Genomic DNA, 1198 nt, shown 5'->3' with positions numbered 1-1198 from the left:
AAGAATTTTATGAATATGTCAAAGACAATGTAAAGGAGTATCTGCCAGAGTCTTACAGGGACGCAGAAATTAAACTTCAGGAAGTAGAAAAAAACAATGGACTGAAGCTTACTGGCATTACAATTCCAAATGGGAATCAGAGAATCGTACCGACAGTCTATCTGGATTCCCTCTACCAGGAATATATCAATGGGAAAGATGTAGATTCTTGTGTTGGGGATGTAGCTGATATGCGTATTGAAGCACAGGGTAAAGCAGAATTTTTTGATATGGGAGTTCCGGATATTCTTGATTATGAGAAGATGAAGGACAAATTACAGATGAGAATTTGTGACAAAGAATGGAATACCGATCGTTTGGCAGACAAAGTAGTCACAGAACACGGAGATTTTGCAGCTTATTATGCAGTAAATCTGGAGGAAAATGGAGAGGGAATCAGCAGTATTCCAGTAACTGTTTCTCTGATGAACGAATGGGGAGTATCTGTCGAACAGATTCAGGCAGATGCGATGATGGCAGATACGAACAGAGGCGTGCAACTGGTGGGTATGACACAGATTATCGAATCTATGATTTTTGGAGGAACACCGAAGAATCTTTTGAATGAAAAACTGGATATGGAAACTGTGGAGAATCCAATGTTCTGCCTTACCAATGAATCTAAGATGAATGGAGCTTCCCTGTTACTGCAGGAAGATATTCGGAAACAGATTGGGGAATGCCTGGGAAGTGATTACTTTGTTATCCCATCTTCCGTTCATGAAGTGCTGATTCTCCCGGATAACGGTATTTTTCAGGTTCCAGAATTAAATGCGATGGTACAGGAAGTCAATGAGACACAGGTGGAAAGACAGGAACAGCTTTCCGATAAGGTTCAGTTTTGTGACAAAAAGACTGCAGTAATGGAAAATGCTGAGCGCAGGGAAGCTCGTTTGGAAAAGGAAAAAGCAGCCGAAAAAGCGGAAGTAAAAGGTGGAATCCATGGAAGATTGGAGAAAGCTAAGGCAGAAATCAAGGCAAAAGAAGCAGACAAAGTGCCAAAAAATAAGTCAAAAGATCTTGCCGCAGCATTATAAAGAGAAGCAACGATGATTTTAAGGGGACTGTGCCAAGCAGTCCCTGATTTTATGAAAAGGAGTAGCACATGGCAAATAAATTATATGCAATGGAACAGCTGACGGAAGAGGTGGCAAAAGAT

At 40.9% G+C, this 1198-nt stretch carries 1 protein-coding gene; it reads left to right on the top strand.

What is annotated here, in order from left to right:
- Positions 1-1076: DUF5688 family protein (locus G5B12_RS16970; RefSeq protein WP_174088945.1), on the top strand; the 1076-nt coding region annotated here is incomplete at its 5' end.
- Between the last annotated feature and the right edge of the window lie 122 nt (positions 1077-1198).

This window comes from Blautia sp. MSK.20.85 (assembly GCF_013317245.1).
GTDB lineage: Bacteria > Bacillota > Clostridia > Lachnospirales > Lachnospiraceae > Blautia_A.
This window is presented reverse-complemented; position numbering and strand designations above follow the sequence as displayed.